Annotated in this window: 21 protein-coding genes; 10 read left to right on the top strand and 11 right to left on the bottom strand. The window is 67.5% G+C overall.

Annotated features, from left to right (window positions below; translation table 11 throughout):
• Nucleotides 1–54: 54 nt before the first annotated feature.
• Nucleotides 55–348 carry a hypothetical protein gene (locus WB461_RS10965; protein WP_423852767.1) on the top strand — a complete coding sequence of 98 codons (294 nt, stop codon included), beginning with the start codon at nucleotides 55–57 and terminating at the stop codon, nucleotides 346–348.
• Nucleotides 349–408: 60 nt separating this feature from the next.
• Here the strand turns inward: WB461_RS10965 and WB461_RS10960 are convergent, their stop codons facing one another.
• The 4 genes from WB461_RS10960 to WB461_RS10945 all read right to left on the bottom strand — a co-directional run bounded on the left by WB461_RS10960 (nucleotide 409) and on the right by WB461_RS10945 (nucleotide 3,343).
• Nucleotides 409–1,389, bottom strand: a complete 981-nt coding sequence (locus WB461_RS10960; RefSeq protein ID WP_423852766.1) for a cation diffusion facilitator family transporter — start codon at nucleotides 1,387–1,389, stop codon at nucleotides 409–411.
• Between the two features lie 16 nt (nucleotides 1,390–1,405).
• The gene (locus WB461_RS10955) at nucleotides 1,406–1,576 is read right to left on the bottom strand and encodes a Trm112 family protein (RefSeq protein ID WP_423852765.1); all 171 of its coding nucleotides are present in this window, start codon (nucleotides 1,574–1,576) and stop codon (nucleotides 1,406–1,408) included.
• Between the two features lie 79 nt (nucleotides 1,577–1,655).
• Nucleotides 1,656–3,017, bottom strand: coding sequence for a phosphomannomutase/phosphoglucomutase (locus tag WB461_RS10950; RefSeq protein WP_423852764.1), 1,362 nt, complete (start codon nucleotides 3,015–3,017; stop codon nucleotides 1,656–1,658).
• Nucleotides 3,014–3,343 (bottom strand): DUF3499 domain-containing protein, encoded by a 330-nt coding sequence (locus WB461_RS10945; protein WP_423852763.1) that lies wholly within the window; start codon nucleotides 3,341–3,343, stop codon nucleotides 3,014–3,016. The genes WB461_RS10950 and WB461_RS10945 overlap by 4 nt, the downstream gene beginning before the upstream one ends.
• Before the next feature lie 48 nt (nucleotides 3,344–3,391).
• Here WB461_RS10945 and WB461_RS10940 point away from each other — a divergent pair, with 48 nt between their 5' ends.
• Entirely contained in the window at nucleotides 3,392–3,838 is a 447-nt protein-coding gene (locus WB461_RS10940) for a metallopeptidase family protein (protein ID WP_423852762.1), read from the top strand.
• A gap of 5 nt (nucleotides 3,839–3,843) precedes the next feature.
• On the opposite strand, the gene WB461_RS10935 is transcribed toward WB461_RS10940, so the two are convergent.
• Genes WB461_RS10935 through WB461_RS10925 form a run of 3 tightly spaced genes read right to left on the bottom strand, consistent with a single transcriptional unit; the run spans nucleotide 3,844 to nucleotide 8,266 of the window.
• The gene (locus tag WB461_RS10935) at nucleotides 3,844–5,184 is read right to left on the bottom strand and encodes a DUF5719 family protein (protein ID WP_423852761.1); all 1,341 of its coding nucleotides are present in this window, start codon (nucleotides 5,182–5,184) and stop codon (nucleotides 3,844–3,846) included.
• A complete protein-coding gene (locus tag WB461_RS10930) occupies nucleotides 5,181–7,976 on the bottom strand; it encodes a glycosyltransferase family 2 protein (protein ID WP_423852760.1) in 2,796 nt (931 codons plus the stop codon). The genes WB461_RS10935 and WB461_RS10930 overlap by 4 nt, the downstream gene beginning before the upstream one ends.
• Before the next feature lie 35 nt (nucleotides 7,977–8,011).
• The gene (locus WB461_RS10925; RefSeq protein ID WP_118396070.1) at nucleotides 8,012–8,266 is read right to left on the bottom strand and encodes a WhiB family transcriptional regulator; all 255 of its coding nucleotides are present in this window, start codon (nucleotides 8,264–8,266) and stop codon (nucleotides 8,012–8,014) included.
• Between the two features lie 117 nt (nucleotides 8,267–8,383).
• Between WB461_RS10925 and WB461_RS10920 the strand changes: the two genes are divergently transcribed.
• The 4 genes from WB461_RS10920 to WB461_RS10905 all read left to right on the top strand — a co-directional run bounded on the left by WB461_RS10920 (nucleotide 8,384) and on the right by WB461_RS10905 (nucleotide 11,541).
• Nucleotides 8,384–9,157 carry a 2-phospho-L-lactate transferase CofD family protein gene (locus WB461_RS10920; protein WP_423852759.1) on the top strand — a complete coding sequence of 258 codons (774 nt, stop codon included), beginning with the start codon at nucleotides 8,384–8,386 and terminating at the stop codon, nucleotides 9,155–9,157.
• Nucleotides 9,154–9,819 (top strand): TIGR03089 family protein, encoded by a 666-nt coding sequence (locus WB461_RS10915; protein ID WP_423852758.1) that lies wholly within the window; start codon nucleotides 9,154–9,156, stop codon nucleotides 9,817–9,819. The genes WB461_RS10920 and WB461_RS10915 overlap by 4 nt, the downstream gene beginning before the upstream one ends.
• 83 nt (nucleotides 9,820–9,902) lie before the next feature.
• Nucleotides 9,903–10,766, top strand: a complete 864-nt coding sequence (locus WB461_RS10910; RefSeq protein WP_423852757.1) for an ABC transporter permease — start codon at nucleotides 9,903–9,905, stop codon at nucleotides 10,764–10,766.
• Entirely contained in the window at nucleotides 10,756–11,541 is a 786-nt protein-coding gene (locus WB461_RS10905; RefSeq protein WP_423852756.1) for an ABC transporter ATP-binding protein, read from the top strand. Before WB461_RS10910 ends, WB461_RS10905 begins: the two co-directional genes overlap by 11 nt.
• A gap of 18 nt (nucleotides 11,542–11,559) precedes the next feature.
• Here WB461_RS10905 and WB461_RS10900 read toward each other — a convergent pair whose 3' ends face one another.
• Nucleotides 11,560–12,966: an LCP family protein gene (locus WB461_RS10900; protein ID WP_423852755.1), complete on the bottom strand. Its 1,407-nt coding sequence runs from the start codon at nucleotides 12,964–12,966 to the stop codon at nucleotides 11,560–11,562.
• A 107-nt stretch (nucleotides 12,967–13,073) separates the two neighbouring features.
• A complete protein-coding gene (locus WB461_RS10895) occupies nucleotides 13,074–14,507 on the bottom strand; it encodes an LCP family protein (protein WP_423852754.1) in 1,434 nt (477 codons plus the stop codon).
• Nucleotides 14,508–14,663: 156 nt separating this feature from the next.
• Between WB461_RS10895 and WB461_RS10890 the strand changes: the two genes are divergently transcribed.
• From WB461_RS10890 to WB461_RS10880, 3 genes are read left to right on the top strand one after another with little or no spacing between them, the layout of a single operon-like run.
• Nucleotides 14,664–15,782 (top strand): LCP family protein, encoded by a 1,119-nt coding sequence (locus WB461_RS10890; protein ID WP_423852753.1) that lies wholly within the window; start codon nucleotides 14,664–14,666, stop codon nucleotides 15,780–15,782.
• 25 nt (nucleotides 15,783–15,807) lie between these two features.
• Complete coding sequence (dapD, locus tag WB461_RS10885) at nucleotides 15,808–16,752, top strand: 2,3,4,5-tetrahydropyridine-2,6-dicarboxylate N-succinyltransferase (RefSeq protein WP_423852752.1); 945 nt, start codon at nucleotides 15,808–15,810, stop codon at nucleotides 16,750–16,752.
• A 2-nt stretch (nucleotides 16,753–16,754) separates the two neighbouring features.
• Complete coding sequence (locus WB461_RS10880; RefSeq protein WP_423852751.1) at nucleotides 16,755–17,579, top strand: hypothetical protein; 825 nt, start codon at nucleotides 16,755–16,757, stop codon at nucleotides 17,577–17,579.
• 28 nt (nucleotides 17,580–17,607) lie between these two features.
• On the opposite strand, the gene dapC is transcribed toward WB461_RS10880, so the two are convergent.
• Nucleotides 17,608–18,717 carry a succinyldiaminopimelate transaminase gene (gene dapC / locus WB461_RS10875; protein ID WP_423852750.1) on the bottom strand — a complete coding sequence of 370 codons (1,110 nt, stop codon included), beginning with the start codon at nucleotides 18,715–18,717 and terminating at the stop codon, nucleotides 17,608–17,610.
• Nucleotides 18,714–19,037 carry a ferredoxin gene (fdxA, locus tag WB461_RS10870; protein ID WP_423852793.1) on the bottom strand — a complete coding sequence of 108 codons (324 nt, stop codon included), beginning with the start codon at nucleotides 19,035–19,037 and terminating at the stop codon, nucleotides 18,714–18,716. The genes dapC and fdxA overlap by 4 nt, the downstream gene beginning before the upstream one ends.
• Before the next feature lie 95 nt (nucleotides 19,038–19,132).
• Between fdxA and WB461_RS10865 the strand changes: the two genes are divergently transcribed.
• Nucleotides 19,133–19,337 (top strand): hypothetical protein (locus WB461_RS10865; RefSeq protein ID WP_423852749.1); only part of this gene is annotated, 205 nt, incomplete at its 3' end.

Raw genomic sequence — 19,337 nt, 5'->3', positions numbered from 1 at the left:
CATCCGCGCCCGGCTTCGGAGGCAGCCCGCTGAGCGTACGGTGCCCGATGGGCTGTGACAGGTGTCACGCCGCAACCGATTCGGTGGAATCACCCATGCCAGAACACACGCCTCCAGACGCGGTCCGCTCGAGGTGTTCGGCATCTCGGTCAGCGCAACCTGATCTACTTCGGCATCACGGCACTCGTGCTCAACCTGATCGTCGCGGACCTCGGCACGTATGTGTGCCGGGCACTCTCGGTCGACGCGGGTGTCGATGACACTCACCCGACCGACTATCTGGCTGATGCCGGTCATCCGGAGGTCGTCGACCGGCTGGATCCCGTGTCGACCCCTCCCGTCGTTTGACTCCCGAACCGGAATGGGAACGGTCCTGCATCGGGGTGCGGGACCGTTCGCACGTGGCACTCAGTGGCTGGCAGCGTCGGGCGCTGCCGGCTGCTCCTCGGACACCCCGCCGGCCCGGAGGACATCCGGCTCCAGGTAGATCATCTCGGCCATCGGCTCGGCGGTCCTGGTCGCTCGCTCCGCCGCGTCGATGATGTCGGCGATGTCGGTTCCCGACGCTTCGGCGGCGATACCGATCTTGGCCGCGACCAGCAGCTCCTCGGGAGCGATGTGCAGCGTCTTCATGTGGATGATCCCGGTGACGCCGGACGTGGACTCGATCGCCGCACGCATCTTGGCGATCGAGTCGCGGGATGCCGCCTCGCCGATCAGCAGGCTCTTGACCTCGATCGCGAGAACGATCGCGACGACGATCAACAGGACACCGATGAAGGCCGTGCCCGCGACGTCGAAGTACGCGTTGCCGGTGACCAGCGACAGGCTCACCGCGAGGAAGGCCGCCACCAGACCCGTCAGCGCCGCAAAGTCCTCCAGCAGGATGACCGGAAGCTCGGGCGACTTCGCCCGTTGGATGAACTGCCACCAGGACTTGTCATCGCGCACCTTATTGCCCTCGATGATCGCGGTGCGGAACGACAGTGACTCCAGCACGATCGCGATGGCCAGCACGATCAGCGGGACGTACCGCCACTTGCTGTCGAGGCTGCCTCCGTGGCCACCCTGAAGCTCGTGGAACTTGTGGTACGCCTCGTAGAGGGCGAACAGCCCCCCGACGCTGAACAGCACGATCGACACGACGAAGGCGTAGATGTAACGCTCCCGACCGAAACCGAACGGGTGCTCCTCGGTCGCCTCCCGCTTCGATCGCTTCGCGCCCACCAACAGGAGAACCTGGTTGCCGGCGTCGGCGAGAGAGTGGATCGACTCGGCCAGCATCGAGGAGAAGCCGGTCAGCAGGAAGGCGATGAACTTCGTCACCGCGATACCCGTGTTCGCCAGCAGTGCCGCAAGGACGGCCTTGGTGTTGCCTTCAGTTGCCATCAGTCTCGCCTCATCGTCAACGAATCGAGCGGGCCTCGTCGACGAGCATCACCGGGATGTCGCGACGGACGGGATAGGCCAGGGCGCAGGCGCTGCAGACCAGCTCGCTGGCCTGGTCGTCGACGGCCAGGGTTGCTCGGCACTGTGGACACACGAGGATCTCAAGCAGGGCGGGGTCCAGATTCATGTGGCTCATCGTAGTGGCCGATGGCCCGCCACGTCTTGCCATGCTCCCGGCGGGCCCGACCTGCACCCGGACACGTCCCTCACGCGCGGATGACTGCGAGGACCTCGTCGCGTACCGCTGCCATCGTCCTGTCGTCATCTCCTTCGACGTTGAGCCGCAACAACGGCTCGGTGTTGGAGGCGCGCACATTGAACCACCAGGTGTCACCCGTGACGGTCAGCCCGTCGAGCATGTCCTGCGGCAGGTCCGCGTAGGCGTGGGTCAGCTCGGCCAGCACGGCCGGGGCATCTGCCACGGTGCTGTTGATCTCGCCGGAGGAGACGTAGCGCTCGTACTGAGACATGAGCTCGGAAACCGTTCCGGTGGTCTCGGCCAGCGCTGCCATGACGTGCAGGGCCGCGATCATGCCGGAGTCTGCGAGGAAGAAGTCCTTGAAGTAGAAGTGCCCCGAGTGCTCGCCACCGAACACCGCGCCCGTGCGAGCCATCTCGGCCTTGATCAGCGAGTGGCCGACCGGCGTACGCACCGCAGTCCCGCCGTTCTCCGCGATGATCTCGGGGACGGCCCGGGAGGTGATGACGTTGTGCAGGATCGTGGCACCCGGTGACTTCAGCAGCGCGCGGGAGGCAATCAGAGCCGTGATCGCCGAGGGTGAGACGACCTCACCCCTCTCGTCCACCACGAAGCAGCGGTCGGCGTCGCCGTCGAACGCCAGGCCGATGTCGGCACCGATCTCGCGCACCTTGGCCTGCAGGTCGACCAGCGTCGAGTGGTCGAGTGGATTGGCGTCGTGATTCGGGAACGTGCCGTCGAGCTCGAAGTACATCGGCGTCAGCTCGACGTCCAGCGTCGCAAACACCGACGGCACAGTGTGACCGGCCATGCCGTTGCCGGCGTCTGCGACGACGGCGAGCCGGCGGCCCACGGGCACCGGCACGATCTGGTGCAGGTAGGCGGCGTAACGGCTGAGCGCGTCGAGCTCGGCATAGGATCCGGTCGGCTCGGGAAGCTCGGTGCGGGCCAGGAACGTCGTCGCCTGCTCTGCGATGGCCGACAGGCCGGTGTCGAAGCCGATCGGCCTCGCGCCGGCGCGGCACAGCTTGATGCCGTTGTACTCCGCCGGGTTGTGGCTTGCAGTGATCATGGCGCCGGGCAGGTCGAGGTCGCCCGAAGCGAAGTACAGCAGGTCGGTCGAGGCCAGCCCGATTCCGATCACGTTGCCGCCCTGCGCGCGGACCCCGTCGGAGAACGCCGCGACCAGGCTCGGCGACGTGTCGCGCATGTCGTGACCGATCACGACGGTGCCTCGGCCTGCGTCGACGCCGGTCTCGAGGGCGAACGCCTCACCGAGTGCACGAGTCAGGACAGGGTCGAGCTGTTCGGGCGAGCGGCCACGCACGTCGTACGCCTTGACCACCTCCGCCAGACGGGGGTCAATCAAGATTCAGGCCTCACGAGTCGAAGTGCGGGGGGACCATCGGGCACCGGTGCAGGTGGGCGGCCTGCTTCTCGGACGGCGTCAGCGAGCGCGAGCAGATCATCCCGGCTCGGCTCCGCCGCGTGCGGATCAGGAGCGAGCCGCAGCACGTTCCAGCCCTGCGGTGCGGACATGCGTTGGGTGTGCTCGGCGCACAGGTCATAGGTGTGCGGCTCGGCGTAGGTCGCGAGTGGTCCCAGGACGGCGGTCTGGTCAGAGTAGACATAGGTCAGCGTCGCCACTGCCGTCTGCGCGCACGCCGAGCGCGTGCACCGTCTCACCACACCCACGTGGTGAGGGTAGCCGGACCGCCCGGCCGGGCGCGTTAGGCTCACCGCATGGATCATCTCGGTGGTGTCGTGAGCGGTCAGCGACCCGGGCGGATGCGCGATCGGCGCGGCCGGGGGCCACGCGGTCCGATCGCTCTGCCTGGTCCGCTCTCGCCGGGCAGCGTGCCGGTGCATCGCTCCACCCGTGCGACCTTCGATCTCCTGGTCGGTGATGTGATCGCGGCTCTTGAGCCGCACTTCGCGGTCGAGCCGGACCACGTGGAGATCGTCGTCGAAGAAGCTCCGTTGCTGCCTCCGGAGTGGACCGACGACGTGCCGCTGAGCGTCGTCTCGGCGGGCGCCGGAGGATCCCGCGTCGTCCTCTTCCGCATCCCGATCACCCAGCGCTGCGCTGGCCGGGACGAGCTCGAAGATCTGGTGTGGACCGTTGTCCTGGACCGGCTCTCCGAGCTGTGGCACATCTCGCCGGACCATCTGGACCCCCGGCCCCACTGACGAGGTCAGGAGATGGGACGGACCTGTGGGCCGAGCACCGTCACCGGTGCCGACGAGAGGGCAAGCGAGCTGATCCCGTCACCCTTGGCATACGTCGCCGCGGCGATGACCTTGCCGCGGGGGCGTACGACGAAATATGCGGCGTCCTGGGCGTCGAGCGCGAAATAGGTCGTGGTGCCGCCCTTGATCGTGACCGAGCTCGTCGTGAGCGGCTGCATACGGGCGTCGAACGCCTCCACGTCTGCCTTCGCGGTGCTGCCGGGCGCAGTCAGGACCAACCGCGGCACGCCGATCTTCGGTCCCACCGCGATCGGCACGATCGCCGGACCCGCGAGCGGCAGTGATGCCTCGGCGTAGGCGTAGTCCTTGGTGCCCGGTGACATGCGGACAGCGGCCGACACCGGGTGATCGGAGATCAACCGCAGCGCTTGCGAACCCGAACCAGCCGACTTCGGCACCACGATCGAGCGGGTCGAGCCGGCTGGAACCTTGATCTTGTCCAGACCCGATGGTGTGAAGGTGTTCTTGGGCCCGATGACCCGCACGTCGACCCGCGCCGTGACGGTGCCGGGATTGAGCAGCAGGAGCGTGCGACCAGCGGCACCCTTGGCGACTCCCCCGACGACCTGAACGCGACGCGGCGACAGCGTCGCGGAAGCGGGCTCGGTGCCTCGGAAGACCCCCGTCGCAAAGTCGTTCACCACTGCCGACAACGAGCCCCGCCGACGGACGAGATGCATCGCGAGCTCGGACTCGCCTGCGGCCAGCTCGTCGAGCCTGATCCTGCGGACCGAGGACGGTTCGACCACGATGCCCTCCGAGCCGATGGCGTCGATTTCGCCCTTGGGGCCCCACAGCGTCAGGTCGACCGCGGCCGGAGAATCGGCGAGGTTCGTCAGGATCAAGGTCGAGAAGTGCTTTCCTCCGGAACCGAGGCCCATCAGCCATGCGTCGTCGACGACACCGGGGCAGGAACCGACCACCAGCCCGCCTCCGTTCCCCTTGGGGGCCGTGCCGGCGAAGAACCCCACGGCGCCAGAGCCGCGTCCGCGCTGCTGAACCAGAACTCCCGGCCCGTCGACGACCGAGGTCCGCCAAATCGTCGGATCCTCCAACCCCCGGGCCCGGGTGCGGTCCGGTGACACCGTCGCCCTGGTGCGCGTACCGGGACGGATCTGCCCGGCGGCCACCGTGACCGCCGAGCCGGCAGGGCACGCGTACGCGGACTCGGTCACGGTGACACGGGACGGCGGCAGATTCGAGCCTGACCGAGAGGGAGCGATCATCGCCAGCACCACGAGCCCGATGGCCGCCACCGGGATCAGCAGGGCGCGGCACTTGCTCATGTGATCTCCTCGGTCTCGCCGTCGACCGAGACGTCAGGATCAGCCCGCCTGCGGATCGGTGCAGTCATCACGATGGCTACGACCCAAACCAATGCCTGCAGCACCACGACGATCCGATGCCACACCGAGGGTGCCGCTGACGTGAGGTCGGGTTCTGCGGCAAGGGTCCAGACGCGGGAGCCGGGCTGGTCGCTGCCCGAAGCCTCGAGCTTCGGGGCGGCGTCGATACGACGCGCCAGCTCGGGATCCACGTCGGGTGCGTAGATCGCGTCGATCCCAAACCCGCTGAGCGCTTCGATGTCGGCCGATGTGGCCTGCGCCAGGATTCGGCGGGTCACGGCGGTGAGCACCGCCGACTCCGAGGCAGTCGTGATCACGGCTTCCTGCCCCAGGAACGGTCCGTCCGCCGCCACGACCCGGTAGTCGACACCATTGGCGATGCTTCCGGTCAGGAGCAGCGTGTCACCCGCACGCTCGGCAAGGAAGACAGGCACAACCGTGGGACGGCCGTCGCCGACCGGGTCGTCGAGGCCTCGGACCAGCCACCACGCTCCGGTGCCGATCGGCAGGACGAGGGCCACCACGATCGCCGTGGCGAGTGCCGGGCGCGGCCATGACATCGCCGTAGGCACCGCGAGCAGGACGGCGGTGAGCAGGCCGCCGGACCACACGATGGCCGGCACGCCTACCCACGGCGTGATGTCTGCGGGGCCGGCTTGGGTGGAATACGTCACGAGGGTCCCGGCCAGCGCGGCTGCGAGCCCCAGCAGCGCGACCAGCCAGGAGATGATCACTCCGCTCCGCGTGCGGCGTGGGATCAACGCGAGGAGCGCCAGGACCAGCAGGCCCACGGTCAGCCACTCCGGCGCCGCCTGGGTCGCGCCGGCGCGACCCAGCACGACGTCCCGAATCGTTGCCGAGCCGGGCAGCGGGTAGCCAGCCTCCCACCAGACACGCCATGGCCGAAGCGCCCGTTGAGCAAGCCACGGACCGAGCAGGACGAGTGGCACGGCGGCGGCGAGCGCCAGCTGACGCCGGACCCACCGGCCCTCGGCGTACCACAGCACCAGCAGCCCGCCCAGGCTCAGCACGAGGACGATCGGCGCGAACGCTGAGGCCAGCGCGACCCAGACTCCGAGGCGCAGAGCGAGCTGCCAGCCGGGTTTCTCTGCGAGCTGCCAGGCGGTGTTGGCAATGATCGGCAGCAGGACCATGGCCACGACAGTCCCGATCCGACCCTCGTTCACCGCTCCCACCGCCACGCCACACAGCGCGTAGGAGATGGCCCAGACGATGCGCGGGATCCGATGCGCGCTGATCTGGCGTCCGAAGCGGTGCGCGGTCAGTGCGGCCAGCGGGACGGCGAAGACCAGGAGCGTCGTCACCAGCAGCCCGGGGGCGAACCAGACCGGCGTCGACAGGATCGCGAGCGGGAACGCGAAGGCCGGTGGCAGCACGTCGGTCGGCAGCCCGACATCCTGCCGACTTGCCAGGGCAAGCTGCCACCATCCGCCCGCCGACTCCGGTGACGGTGGAAGGGCTCCGCCGTTCAGATTGCCGCTCAGAATCGCTCGTCCGGCGATGAGCGAGAGCACGATCAGGGCGAGGACCACGGCCAGCCAGGGCCGGCGCCGAAACAGGGACGGTCCGTCGTCGAGATCGACTGCCTCGTCCGGCGCCTGGTCGAGCGTCGTTGACCGGCGGCCGACGGTCTCGATCGCCTCCGGCTTGACCAGCGCTGTCACGGTGTGACGGGCGATGTCGAGGCCATGCTGGTACGGCAACCAGAACGGCGCGAACAATCCTTGGATCTCCCGGTGATCGCGTCGCACCGAGGGCCGCCGCCGGCGCCGGGCCCCGACGAGGCGGCGCGGATGGAGGTAGACCGAACGAAGCGCGCGCAGCTCGTCGCCGGCCGCCTCAGGATCCTTGCCGATCATCAGGGCGGCGACTCGTAGCAGGGAGCCGAAGAGCAGGCGTAGGTACTGCCACAGGAAGCGTGGCATCGGGGTGTTCGCGAGCATCGTGTAGAGCGCCGCACGACGCGGCTCCCACCCAGGCACGTCACCCGCCGTGCGGGACCGGGTGCCGCGCTCGCTGGCCTCGGCGTGGAACATCACCGCGGTCGGTGCGGTCATCGTGCGGTAGCCGGCCCGCGCGACCCGCCAACCCAGGTCGATGTCGTCGAAGAACAGCGGGAGGTTGGGGTCGAGTCCGCCGAGCTCGTCCCACACGTCGCGCCGGATCAGCATGCCGGACGTGTTGACCGCAAGAACGTCACGGGGCCGGTCGTGCTGGCCGGCGTCGGGCTCACCGGTCTCCAGACCGGTCTCGCGTGATCCCGTTGCCGTGATCGTCAGACCGACCTCAAGAAGACGTCGCAGCGAGGGCCACTCGCGGATCTTGGGGCCGACCGCGGCGATGTCGGTCGCCGAGGTCGCGGTGTCGAGCAGGCCTGAGAGCGTGCCGGGCAGCACAGAGGCATCGTCGTGCAACAGCCAGATCCAGTCCGTCCGCGGCATCGACTCCAGCCCGAGTCGCACGGCGTCCCCGAATCCGGTGCCGGACGGGGCATAGGTGATGCGCTCGGCGCCGAACGAGTCACGGAGCAGATCAGCACTCCCGTCGGTCGAGCTGACGTCCACGACCTGCCATGACGTGGGGGCGTGGAACATGTCGCTGAACGATGCGAGGACCTTGGGTAGCCACCTGGCGCCGTTGTGGGCGACCAGCACCGCACCCACGGTCGGTGGATCATCGAGCCAATGGCGCGTCGTACTGGTCTCGTCCACGAGGATCAAGCCTAGTGGACGAGATGAAACGCGGCTCAGGCCCGTTTCTTGAGCTTGCGACGCTCCCGCTCGGACAGACCGCCCCAGATGCCGAACCGCTCATCATGTGCCAGGGCGTACTCGAGGCACTCTCCACGGACGTCACACGTCAGGCATACTCGTTTTGCCTCGCGCGTGGATCCACCCTTCTCGGGGAAGAAGGCCTCGGGATCTGTCTGAGCGCAGAGTGCGCGCTCCTGCCACATGAGTTCTTCATCGAGCTCCTGCGGCTGACCCAGATCGAATGACATACATGGAATTACAGTCCTGTCACCTGTCACAAGTCAAGCCGAATGGCAAGATTCACCAAATCTCCGGCGTGTCGCCCGCCTGACGGACACCCGGGACGGCACGACACAATGGGTCACATGCGGATCACGGTGATAGTCGGCGGCGAAGGCGCACCCTTCGCGCACGACCTGGTGGGCCACCTCGAACCTGGCGACGAGCTCGTCCTCGTGACCCCCACCATGCTCGACCGGTGGGCGACGGGCCTCAAGGTGTGCCCCGATGTCGACGCGCTGCTGGTTGCCGGCACCGCCCACGCGACCCACGAGGTGGCCGACGAGCCGATAGCGATCGGCTACCTGCCCGCCTGGCAACGTTCCAGCGATGCGGTTGTCGCGGCCCAGCTCGTCCGCACCGACCTGCTCGGCGCGGGCTACACCCTGACCGAGAGCACGTCTGCGATCGCGGCGCGCCGCGATCTCGGCTTCACTGTCCTGCCGGCCACCGACGATCGGGCCGAGCTGCACGCCGTCGTGGACTCCCCCGAGGGGCAGCGCGCGATCCACCTGGCCGAGGTGCTGGCCGATCCGTCCGCCCACGAGGTCAAGGAGCTGGTCCTGGTCGCGGAGACGTGGTCGGTGTCCGACGCCGTTCGAGCGGTGATCGGCTCCTCCGACGTCCTCGTGCTGGGCCCGAGCAGCCGCACGCTGACGATCGACCCGGTCCTGCGTGTCCCTGGACTGCGCGACGCGATCAGGGCCGACCTTCCGGTGCTGGTCGTGGATCACGCCGAGACCGCGCCGCACGACCTGGTCCGGGTCGCGGGTCAGCGCGAGGACGACCCGGGCGACGCCGCTGGGGTGGTCGCCGACGCCGCGACCGTCGTCATGAGGGCTCGCGAGATCATCCGATGAAGACGCTCGACCACCTGCTCAGCGCCTCGCCGGATCCCTCCCAGCCGCTCGTGACGTTCTACGACATGGCCACCGGCGAACGGGTCGAGCTCAGCACCGTCACGATGGCCAACTGGGTCGCCAAGACGAGCAACTTCCTGGTCGATGACCTCGACGCCACCCTCGGTACCCGAATCCGCCTCGGGCTGCCGAGTCATTGGCTCACGATGGTCTGGATCCTCTCGGCGTGGAAGGTCGGTGCCGCGATCGTCGACGACGCAGCCGACATCGGAGTCAGCGGTCCCGATCTGGTCGCCGACGAGTCGGTCCGGGTCGCTGCGTCCCTGCGCCCGCTGGGCGGCCGGTTCCCGGTGGCGCCAGAAGGCTTCCTGGACCTGGGCGCCGAAGTACCCGGTCACGGCGATCACTTCATGGCGCTCGACCTGCCCGGCCCCGACTCGGTTGCGCTGGACCTTGCCGGGTCCGTCAGCACCCACGCCGAGCTCCTCACCTCGGCCCCACCGAGCAGTGACCGACGGCTCGTCACTCCGGGCACCACCGGGCGCGATGCAGGCTTGATCGTCGGAGCATGTCTCGGTGGCGGATCCCTCGTGATCGTCTCGTCCGCCTCGGCCGAGCAGATCTCTGCGGTACGCGCGCAGGAGGGCGCCCATATCCACTAGAGCGATCCACTACACTCGACGATGCCTCGACGGCTGTTCGTCGGGCGCCCCCGGAGAGCCTGAACAGTAGGGACACCACACGGATGACAACCGCTGAGGACGCGGCGCGCCTGGGCCTTCACAAGGTTGGCGGCCGGCCCCCGCTGCGCGACTATGTCGCCGAGGTCTGGAAGCGTCGGATCTTCATCTACTCGATGGCACGCTTCAAGATCGAGTCGGAGAACCAGCAAAACTCTCTCGGCATGCTGTGGGTCGTGCTCAAACCGCTGCTCAACGCTCTGGTGTACGGCCTGATCTTCGGCCTCCTGCTCGGCAGCAGCAGCCGTCCCGAGCACTTCGTCGAGTTCCTCATCATCGGCGTGTTCGTGTTCGAGTTCTTCGCCCAGTCGTGGAGCGGCGGCGGCAAGGCCATCACCAACAACGCCGCCCTGGTGCAGAGCCTGTCGTTCCCGCGGATGGTCCTTCCGCTCGCGGCCGTCACGCAGCGCTTCCTGCAGTTCCTGCCGACCGTCGTGATCATGTTGGTCTTCCTGCTGATCAGCGGTGGTCTCGGTGCGGCCGATCTCAACTGGCTGCTGATCATCCCGATCTTCGGGCTGTACTTCGTGTTCAACTGCGGCCTGGCCCTGGTGACAGCGCGGCTGTCGGTGCACTGGCGTGACCTCAACAACTTCCTGCCGTTCATGACCCGCTTCTTCTTCTACACGACCGGGATCTTCTTCAGCGTCGAGAAGCGCTTCGGTGACCACCCCACGATCATGCGGATCTCCGACATCCAGCCGATCCACGAGTTCCTCAGCCTGGCCCGCTCCGCCCTCCTGCAAGGCTCGGACTACGGCTTCGACCTGCGGTACTGGCTCTTCGCGAGCGCGTGGTCGATCGGGCTGTTCACCTTCGGGGTCTGGTTCTTCTGGCGCGCCGAGGAGAGGTACGGACGTGTCGACTGAGCTGCCGAACCTGCAACCAACCCCACCAACGGACCGCAAGCCCGTGGTGATCGTCGACGACGTGCACGTCGAGTACAAGGTGTTCGCCACCGGCAAGCGCCCCACTGCAGCGGACCGGCGCTCCAAGGCCCTGCGCGGGCGCACCAAGCAGATGCGCACCGTCCACGCTCTGCGCGGCGTCTCGTTCACGGCGTACGAAGAGGACAGCATCGGCGTCATCGGCACGAACGGCTCGGGCAAGTCGACTTTGATGCGCGCGATCGTGGGCCTGACGCCAGCGAGCCGCGGTGCGATCTACGCGACCTCGCGCCCCAGCCTGCTGGGCGTCGGCGCGGCCTTGCTCAAGGACCTGTCCGGCGAACGCAACATCATCCTGGGAGGCCTGGCGATGGGCTTCACGATGGACGAGATCGACGCGAACTATGAGGAGATCGTGAAGTTCTCGGGCCTGGAGAAATTCATCGACCTGCCAATGCGCTCGTACTCCTCGGGCATGACGGCGCGCCTCAAGTTCGCCCTCGCCAGCGTGCAGACCCACGACATCCTGATCGTCGACGAGGCGCTCGCCGTCGGTGACCGAAAGTTCCGTCAGCGCAGCGAGCAGCGCATCAGGGAGATTCGCGACAACGCAGGAACGGTCTTCCTGGTGAGCCACTCGATGCAGTCGATCCGCGACACCTGCAGCCGGGTCATCTGGCTCGACCAGGGCACACTCGTCATGGACGGCGAGCCCAACGAGGTCATCGAGGCCTACAACACCGCCCAGGACAAGTAGCGAGGTGCTCGACCGGCGCTAGCAGGTCGCGTTGAGATCGTCCGCGTTGTTGGACGCGCGACCCGAGGTGTCCGGAGTGGCTGAGGGATTCGGGGCGGCCACACCCTCGGACTTGTCGATGGCCTTCTGGATCGCCGCCTGGATCGCCGGGAAGTCCGGCGTCACGGGACTGAACCGAGGCGGGACCACCGAGACCGTGCGGATCTTCTGCCCCCTCGACTTCAGCGCGAGGTCGGCGAACTGACCAAGCTCCTTGGCAGGAATGTTTGTGCTGAGCAGCTCCTTGCCCGACTTGGCGATCTCCGTCGCATTGAGCAGGACGGTCTGCGGGCTGAGCTGCGCGGTCATCGCGGCCATCAGACACTTCTGTCGGCCCATGCGCGTGTAGTCATCGGACTGGACCCTGCTCCGGGCGTACCAGAGCGCCTTCTGGCCGTCGAGCTTCTGCTCTCCCGGCTCGATGTAGAGGTTCTTGTAGGCGTCGTCATGGCCGAACATCGCGATGCGGGTCTTGACGTCCATGGTCACACCGCCCACTGCGTCGACCAGTCCTTTGAACCCGTCGAGGTTGACCATCACGAAGTAGTTGATCGTGAGATTCGTGACTCCCTGCACCGCGTCGATCGTGGCGTCCAGACCGGGGTCCTTGCTGTCGGGATACAGGTCGGTGCGGTTCTCCGCCGTGGTGTGAACCGCGTTGAGCAGACAATCCGGGACGCAGTTGAAGCCGTATGGATATACGGTCCGCATCGGCGACCCCTCCGAGAACGGCACGTTCTGCAGGTTGCGCGGAAGCGACACCAGGACCACCTTGCCGGTGTCAGCGTCGATGCTTGCGACCGTCAGGGAGTCCGGCCGTACACCGGTGCGATCGGAGCGCGCATCCGAGCCGACCAGCAGAATGTTGTAGCGACCCTTCAGCGGCGCGGAGGTCGCGGTGGCCTTGAAGACCGTCTTGACCGTCTCGCGAGAGACCTGGATGAGCTGCGAGGCGTACGCCGCGGATCCCGCGACGCCGGTGATGATCGTCAGATTGATCACCGTGATGACAGCTGCGCGTCCGAAGTTGAGCCGGAAGGGCGAGCCCAGACGCCATGCGTCGACAAACAGGGCGACCCACAGCACAGCCACGACGACCATACCGGCGCGCGCCAGCAGCAGCATGTCCGGATCGGTGAACCAGCCCAGCACCTGAGCGCGGTCAGTGCGGACCTTCCACAGCAGGTAGCCGCCGGCGCTGAGCACACCGAGCCACACGGTCACCGCGAACCAGCCGATACCTCGTCTGCCGGCTGCGATGTGGCCCGACCCGGGCACCGCGATCGTCATGAGGCACAGCAGCAGGGCGCGCCGGAAGCGAACGCGCGGCGAGTCCAGGTGATTGTCCTGGTAGCCGCGGCCCAACAGACTCGCGCGATGCGACATGCGTTCCTCACCCGATGGCCGACGAAACATCAAGTATGACCGACGGTCGCGATAAATCTCGCATCGTCTCGAGCGATCTCAGGGTCCGCTCAGGATGCCGCCACCGCTCAGCAGGACGCGCCGAGATCCGAGCTCTGATTGGCCTTGCGGGGATCGCTTGCCTCGTCGCCAGACGCGGGCATCTTCAGCTTCGCCCGGGTGAGGCCGATCTTGGCCGTGCTGTGCCCTTCGGCCTTGGCGATCGCACCGTCCACGAGTCGCCGGACCTTCGCGAAGTCGGGGTTGCCGGTGTAGATCACCGGTGGGACCAGCGAGACCGTCGACACCTTCTGCGTCTTGGCCTTGAGAGCGAGCTCGACGAAGACGTCGAGGTCCTGCTTCGGGATGTCGGTCGTCAGCAACGCCTTGCTCGAGCTGGCAATCTTCTCGACGTTGAGGAGAACCTTCTGCGGGCTGAGCTGTTGCAGCATCGCGTTCATCACGCACTTCTGCCGACCCATCCTGGAGAAGTCGTCGTTCTGCACGCGGCTGCGGGAGTACCACAGCGTCTGGTCCCCCGTCAGATCTTGCTCGCCGGCCTCGATCCAGCCACGGATCGGCGAGCCGATGCCCCCGATCGCGGTGCGCTCCTTGACATCCATGCGGACGCCGCCGACGGCGTCGACGAGCTTGGAGAAGCCGTGCATGTTGACCATCGCGTAGTAGTTGAGCTTGAGGCCGGTGATCTCTTTGACTGCACCCATCGTTGCCTTGATTCCGGGGCTCTTCTCGCTGAACAGGTCCGCGTGGTCGTTGGCCCACGTGTTGACCCCATTGAGCTCGCAGCCCTCGCAGTTGAAGCCGTTCGGGAACTGCTTGTCCATCACCGAGCCCGACGGGAACGGGATGTCCTGCAGGTTGCGGGGCAGACCGACGAGCACCGTCCGACCCGTGTCACGGTCGATGCTCGCGACAGTCAGGGAGTCGGGTCGCAGGCCGCTGCGGTCGGGACCGGAGTCGCCACCCAGGAGCAGGACGTTGTAGCGACCCTCCTGCGGCTTGGACACCGTGTCGGCGACGAAGACGCTGTCGATGAACGAGGTCTGCACCGCGACGAGGTGCGCCGCGAAGAACAGGGTCCCGGCCGTCACGAAGCACAGGCCTGCATTCAGTCCCGTCATCCAGAGGCGGTGCCGCCGGTCCAGCTCGAGCGGTCGGCCGAGACGCCAGGCGTCGATCAGCAGGGCGACCCACGCGACCGCGCCGGCGATGAGTACCCATCGACCGATCGTCAGGAGCCGGGTGTCCAGGACCAGCGAAAGCATGCCCTGGCGTGAGGTCAGCATGAGAAACAGCAGCAGTCCAGCCACCGCGAGAAAACCAAGCCACACCCGGATGGCGATGCGGCCGACCTGCCTGTTGCCCATCACGAGCTGGGCGGACCCGGGCATCAGGAGGGTCATGAACGTGAGGGTCAGCGCGCGGCGAAACTGGATACGAGCCGATGTGTCGGCCGGACGGGCATAAGACCCGCCCAGCACGCTCGAACGAACGTCAGACATGGTTTCCTCACATGGGGAAGAGGCTGAGGCGATTCTCAGTATCCACACAAACCCTCGATCTGAGGTTGAGGGCGCGCCGCGAGTCTTCGGATTTTCCCGGCTCGCGCCACTGGTCGCTGCCGAGGCTGCGTACCGGGGTCCGGTACGGTCATCCACATGTCAGACCAGCGCCCCGACGGCGGATACGGGTGGTTGTACGGCGAGGACCGACCGACCCGGCCCACACCCCGGCAGCCCGGCTCCGATCTCCCCCCGCCCAACCTCCCCCCGCCGGGTCGACGTGGCACCGGGTCCGTACCCCCCGCTTCGCGGAGGCCTCGCAGGAAGCGCGGCATCGGGCGGGTCATCGGCCTTCTCGTGCTGGCTTGGATCGTGTTTCTCGTAGCCGTTCCGATCTGGGCCTGGAGCCAGATCGAGAAGGTCGACGCCTCGCCGGCGACCGGTCGACCTGCCGAGCAGCCTGGCACGACCTACCTCCTGGTCGGCTCCGACAGCCGCCGCGGCCTGACCAAGGCCGAGCAGAAGGACCTCTCGACCGGTGGGGACGGCGGTGGCCGGGGTCGCACCGACACGATCATGCTGCTGCACACCGGCGGCGGGCCCAGCCTCCTGATGTCACTCCCCCGCGACTCGCTCGTCGAGATCCCCGGTTACGGCCGCACCAAGATCAACGCCGCCTACGCGTACGGCGGTCCCAAGCTCCTGGTCCGGACGATCGAGAAGAACACCGGCATCCGCGTCGACGACTACATCGAGGTCGGCTTCGGCGGCCTGGTGAAGGTTGTGGACTCTCTCGGCGGAGTCGAGATCTGTCCCAAGCAACGACTCAAGGACAAGGACTCCGGCCTCGACGTCCAGAAGGGGTGCCAGAACGCCGACGGCCGGACCGCGCTGGCGTACTCGCGCAACCGCCACGCGTACGCCACGCAGGACATCCAGCGGGTGCAGAGCCAGCGCGAGGTGCTCGGCTCCATCGCCGCGAAGGCCAAGTCGCCGTGGACCGTGGTCAATCCGCTGCGTTACCTGAGCGTCGCCAACGGCGCCTCCGGCTCGCTGCGGATCGGCGATGATGTCGGACCGATCGCGCTGTTCCGCTTCGCTCTCGCGCTCTCCGCGTCGATGGGCGGCGAGGGGCTCAACTGCACCGTCCCGCTACGCGACTTTGCGGTCAACTGGGATCCCGACCGGGCACCCAAGATGTTCGACCGCATCAAGACGGACCGCACCGACCAGATCGGCGACCTGTGCACCAAGGACGGCCTGCCCAAGACGTGAGGCGTGCCCCGATAGGTTTGACCGCATGACTTCTGCGGATCACCCCGGCGCACACGCCCACGGCATCGCGACCCTGACGACGGACGGCACGGTCCTCGATGTCTGGTATCCCGAGCCCCGACTGGGCCCTGCATCCGCCGAGGAGCCGGAGACGCCCGAGCTCGCCGCGCTCGCCGGAGACGATGACGTCCGTCAGGTCCGCACCGTCGTGGTGCACACGACGATCGCCGACCTGCAGCAACCACCGGTCGACCCCTACGACGTCTACCTGCGGCTGCACCTGCTGTCCCACCGCCTGGTGGCGCCACACGGCCAGAACCTCGATGGGCTGTTCGGTCTGCTGACCAACGTGGTGTGGACCTCGATCGGACCGTGCGCAGTCGCCGGTTTCGAGTCCACTCGCGCACGGGCGCGGGCGGCCGGACTGCACGTCCAGGTCACAAGCATCGACAAGTTCCCACGCATGACCGACTACGTCGTCCCGTCCGGCGTCCGGATCGGCGACGCCGACCGGGTACGTCTGGGCGCACACCTGGCCGAAGGCACGACCGTGATGCACGAGGGATTCGTCAACTTCAACGCCGGCACGCTCGGCACCGCGATGGTCGAGGGCCGGATCTCGGCCGGCGTCGTCGTCGGCGACGGCTCCGACATCGGTGGCGGCGCCTCGATCATGGGCACCCTGTCCGGCGGCGGCAAACAGGTCGTCAGCGTCGGAGCCAACAGCCTCATCGGCGCAAACGCCGGCATCGGCATCTCGCTGGGCGACGACTGCGTGGTCGCCGCAGGCACCTACGTCACGGCCGGTTCGAAGGTCACGATGCCCGACGGCATTGTCGTGAAGGCTGCCGAGCTGTCCGGGCGGGACGGCATCCTGTTCCTCACCAACAGCCAGACCGGCACGATCGAAGCACGGCCGCGTGGCAAGCGCACGGGGATCGAGCTCAACGCCGCGCTCCACGCCAACTAACCGTGCGGTTCCGCTGGTTCGTCGCGTTGGGACTGGTCGCCGCTGTCGCGCTGGTCGCGATGACGCTTCGCGACCGCACGCCGATGCGCAGCGAGTTCTGCGTCGCCGAGGTCGGCACGGTCCGGGCGCAGATCGATCTCGAGCAGGGGCAGTGGAGTGCCTTGATGGCCGCCATCGCACAGCGGCGGGGGCTGCCACCGCGAGCCACCACGATCGCGATCGCGACAGCGTTCCAGGAGTCCAAGATCCACAACATCGACTACGGCGACCGCGACTCGCTCGGACTGTTCCAGCAGCGCCCGTCACAAGGGTGGGGCACCAGCGCCCAGGTCAACGATCCCCACTACTCGATCGGGGCGTTCTACGACGCGCTCGTCAAGGTCAAGGGATACGGCTCGATGGAGATCACCAAGGCGGCGCAGAAGGTGCAGCGATCGGCGTTTCCCGGGGCGTACGCACAGCACGAGGACTACGCCCGGGCGCTGGCGTCGACGCTGCGCGGCTACAGCCCGGCGAAGTTCACCTGCCAGATCAATCCGACCGGTGGCGGCAGCCTCACGGCGGTCACCCGGGACGTCACGAAGGCCTTCGGCGAGATCGCGGTCACGACCAACCGTGACGAGGCCTCATACCCGTTGAGCGGCACACCCGCCGACGTGAAGGCGCGGGGCTGGGCGATCGCGCACTACCTGGTCGGGAACGCCTCCACCCTCGGCATCAGCACGGTGACCTTCGGCAACCGCCAGTGGGATGCCGCCGGATCCGATCAGGGCTGGACGCCACGCTCGGGGGTCGACTCCGACACCGTGCGGGTCTCGACCAACTGAGCGTCGCCAGGGTGGTCCGAGCTGGACGTCAGGACAGGCGGTCGACCGCAGCGGCGACGCGCTCGTCGGTCGCGGTGAAAGCAACCCGGACGTGCTGGCCACCCGCCAGGCCGTAGAAGTCGCCCGGCGCCGCCAGGATGCCGCGCTCAGCGAGCCAGTCGATCGTGTCGCGACACGGCTCGCCACGAGTCATCCAGAGATACAGCGCGCCCTCGGAGTGCTCGATCGTGAACCCCGCCGCCTCGAAAGCGCGACGCAGGTCGGCACGCCGAGCAGCGTAGGTCTTGCGCTGCCGGTCCACATGCGTGTCGTCCGCAAGTGCCGCCGCCATCGCAGCCTGCACGGGCGTCGGGACCATGAACCCCAGGTGCTTGCGCACCGCGAGCAGCTCGTCGACGATCGTCTGGTCGCCGGCCACGAACGCATCCCGATAGCCCGCGAGATTGGACCGCTTGGACAGCGAGTGGACCGCCAGCAGGCCCTCGAAGGAGCCCCCGCAGACGTCGGGATGCAGCACTGACACCGGCGACCCCTCCCATGCGAACTCCAGATAGCACTCGTCGGACACGACCAGCGTGCCGCGCTCCCGCGCCCAGTCCACGACCTTGCGCAGGTGATCGGGGCCGAGGATGCGACCGCTGGGATTGCCCGGGGAGTTGACGTAGACGAGAGCTGGGACACGCGGGCCCAGCGACAGCGTCGAATCGGTCGCGATGACCTCGCAGCCGGCGTAGCGGGCACCCACCTCATACGTGGGATATGCGAGCTCCGGCACGACGACCAGAGCATTCGGACCCAGCCCCAGCTGGGTCGGCAGATTCGCGATCAGCTCCTTGGAGCCGATCGTCGGCAGCACCTGTTCCGCGCCGAGGCTGAGCACTCCGAATCGGCGCTCCAACCAGTCGGCGGCCGCCTGGCGCAATGGCGCGGGTCCGAGAACCGTGGGATAGCCGGGCGCGTCAGCCGCGTCAACCAAGGCCTGACGAGCCACGTCGGGGGTCGGGTCGACCGGCGTGCCGATCGACAGGTCGACGATTCCGCCGGGATGCTCGGCGGCCCGCGCCTTGGCTCCCGCAAGCGTGTCCCACGGGAAGTCCGGGAATCTTGCCGAGACCCGGCCAAGGCCGCGCTGGGTCATTCGTGGATCTGCGGAGGCAGTGCGGCGATCAGTGGGTGGTCCTTGTCAATGACGCCGAGCTTGGCTGCACCACCGGGCGAGCCGATGTCGTCGAAGAAGTCGACGTTGGCGGCGTAGTAGTCCTTCCACTCCGGCGGGGTGTCGTCCTCGTAGAAGATCGCCTCGACCGGGCACACCGGCTCGCACGCACCACAGTCGACGCACTCGTCAGGTTGGATGTAGAGCATCCGGTTGCCCTCGTAGATGCAGTCCACGGGACACTCGTCCACACAAGCGCGGTCCTTGAGGTCCACACACGGCTGGGCGATCACGTACGTCACGAGCATTTCTCCTTCGACGAGCTGGTTCCAGTATCCCGAACGGCTCACGGCCACCGCACAGAAGGTCCACCCCAACGGCATGGAAGTCTTCACCCATGACTCTAGACGGCTCAGCGGTGGGTCGGCGCATCGTCGTCCGGCATGAGACGGGTGGTGTCGGTCCCTCCGGCGGACCCGAGCTCAGCGACGTCATCGGGCGAGTGGTCGCGGTCGACGATCAGTCCGTCACCGTCGAGCTTCGGGACGGTCGTTTCCGGGAGGTCGCCATCACGACCATCGTCACCTGGAAGCCCGTGCCTG

Source organism: Aeromicrobium sp. (genome assembly GCF_049587115.1).
GTDB lineage: Bacteria > Actinomycetota > Actinomycetes > Propionibacteriales > Nocardioidaceae > Aeromicrobium.
The sequence above is the reverse complement of the archived record's forward strand: the minus strand, read 5'-3'. Positions and strand labels throughout refer to the sequence as shown.